The sequence below is a fragment of the Microcystis sp. M53602_WE12 genome (assembly GCF_030065455.1).
GTDB classification, from domain to species: Bacteria; Cyanobacteriota; Cyanobacteriia; order Cyanobacteriales; family Microcystaceae; genus Microcystis; species Microcystis aeruginosa.
Map to the genome: position 1 here is coordinate 1 of NZ_JASJFB010000111.1, position 2,383 is coordinate 2,383.

A 2,383-nucleotide genomic window follows, 5' to 3' on the forward strand; every position below is an offset into this window, starting at 1 on the left:
CAGAACTCATGTTTGTTTGTGTGGGTATATAGAAGATAGGGACAAGATGGCGGCATTAAATATACTCAAAAAAGCTACGATAGGGCATATCGGAAGCTGGTCGTCAGACCTAAACGCTTGGGGAGATTTAAGCTCTATTTTGGTTGGTAGCAATACCTGCTAAGACAACTTGAGTCAGTGAACCAAGAATCCCTCGCATAAGCGCGACGGGAGTGTCAATATCTCAAGTAGTCAAATTTTTGCTCACCATTTTTCGCCTAGACTTCTTGGGGTTAACCGGATTGTTGGGGAAATTAGGCAAGGAGTCTAGGTTGATCTAATGCTCAAGGACACCTCGAATAAAAGATTTTGTTAACAAAGTGTTGGTCGAGGAAATCTCCTTGATCTACATTGATGAAGAGGGAATTATTTTCAAGAACTAACAAGGCGCTCCGTCCCTCAAAATTCGATTTTTCGAGGTAGCCTAGACATAACGCCTTGGTTATTGGCTAAAATTAAACTTTTTTTGCCCATCAATTTAAAAACTTGCGTTTTTTTGATCATCTTAGCCTAGAGGACTGAGTAGTATGAGTTACAGCAAAGTTAATTTGTTAATTTTGTCCATCAGTGTAATCTGGGTTAAATCTCTCACTTTTTCCCGTTATCAATTACTCAAGGGGTAGCTCGATCAATTGGACTTATTGAGAAAATCTTCGCACTAATTGAGAGTAAACCAAGGTTTGATCAGGGTTTCAGGCGGTGCAATGCTGAAGTAAATCTATTTTTCGAGGTACCCCCAAGAGGATCGATAACCACTGATTCCGAGCCAGTAATGATACACTAGGCATGATTTAACTACAAACCTCGATCGCAAAAGGAAATAAACATCAATGAAAGCCATGATTTTGGCGGCTGGCAAAGGAACTCGCGTCCGTCCGATTACCCATACGATTCCCAAACCCCTGATCCCGATTTTACAAAAGCCGGTGATGGAGTTTTTGTTGGAACTGTTGCGACAGCATGGCTTTGATCAGATCATGGTCAATGTTAGTCATTTAGCCGAAGAAATTGAGAGTTATTTCCGCGATGGTCAGCGTTTTGGGGTGCATATCGGCTATTCTTTCGAGGGTAGAATCGAAGAGGGCGAGTTAATCGGTGATGCCCTAGGATCGGCGGGCGGTTTACGACGAATTCAAGATTTTAATCCCTTTTTTGACGATACTTTTGTGGTTCTCTGTGGTGATGCGCTGATCGATCTTGATTTAACCGCAGCCGTTAAATGGCATCGGGAAAAGGGAGCGATCGCCACTATTGTCACCAAAACCGTCCCCAGAGAGGAAGTATCCAGTTATGGGGTGGTAGTTAGCGACGAGGAGGGACGGATTCTCAGTTTCCAAGAAAAACCGGCCATCGATGAAGCTTTAAGTACCTGCATTAACACGGGGATCTATATTTTTGAACGAGAAATCATTGATTTTATTCCCCCTAATAGTAAATACGACATCGGGGGCGAATTATTCCCCCAATTAGTCGCTAAAGCTGCGCCTTTCTACGCTTTAAACATGGATTTTGAATGGGTGGATATTGGTAAAGTCCCCGACTACTGGCAGGCAATTCGCGGGGTGTTATCCCGGAAAATTAAAAATGTTGCTATCCCCGGCATCGAAGTCAAACCGGGCATCTACACGGGCTTAAATGTGGGGGTAAACTGGGATCGAGTCGATATCACCGGACCTGTGTATATCGGGGCAATGACGCGCATTGAAGACGGGGCGAAAATTGTCGGTCCGAGTATGATTGGCCCAAATTGTTGGATTTGTGGCGGCGCGACAGTGGATAATAGCGTTATTTTTGAATATTCTCGCCTCGGTTCAGGGGCCCGTTTGGTGGATAAGTTGGTCTTTGGGCGCTATTGTGTTGATAAAACCGGCGCGGCGATCGATGTGGAAGCGGCAGCCTTGGATTGGTTGATTACCGATACCCGCAAGGTTCCCCCAGAATTTGATCACCCTAAACATCAGGCAATTCGTTCTTTATTCAATAGCAAGTAGGCAACACCGCAACAGGGAACTTTTTACTTTTACTTGATAAGTACCTAAGCAAAATTAATTACACATATCTAACCACTCCTTGCATTAGTGCCTTTTGCATGAGTGCCTTTTGCCTATCCTAACCAAGACATTAATTTTGCACGACTACTTAAGTAGGGTCTGCTGAAAAAGTTTTTCCTGGGGGTAGGAGTCAGTAGCCGGTCGTCAGGAGTCGGTCGTTTTAGGCTTTGTTGCCCTTGTTTTTTGTACCAAGCGATGTACTACAAGAAGGATAATGCAAGGTTTTTGAACGTCCCAATCCTATTTTCGCAGCATGAACATCGGACTTTAACAGGTCAAAAGCTTTATTTTAA

1 protein-coding gene and 1 pseudogene are annotated in these 2,383 nt (G+C 43.8%); both read left to right on the plus strand.

Going from position 1 to position 2,383, the window contains the following annotated elements:
* Positions 1–163 (plus strand): annotated as a pseudogene (locus tag PX482_RS27625) (RNA-guided endonuclease TnpB family protein); the annotation flags it as partial.
* 706 nt (positions 164–869) lie between these two features.
* Positions 870–2,030 carry a nucleotidyltransferase family protein gene (locus PX482_RS04535; protein WP_288027640.1) on the plus strand — a complete coding sequence of 387 codons (1,161 nt, stop codon included), beginning with the start codon at positions 870–872 and terminating at the stop codon, positions 2,028–2,030.
* The last annotated feature ends 353 nt before the right edge of the window (positions 2,031–2,383 follow it).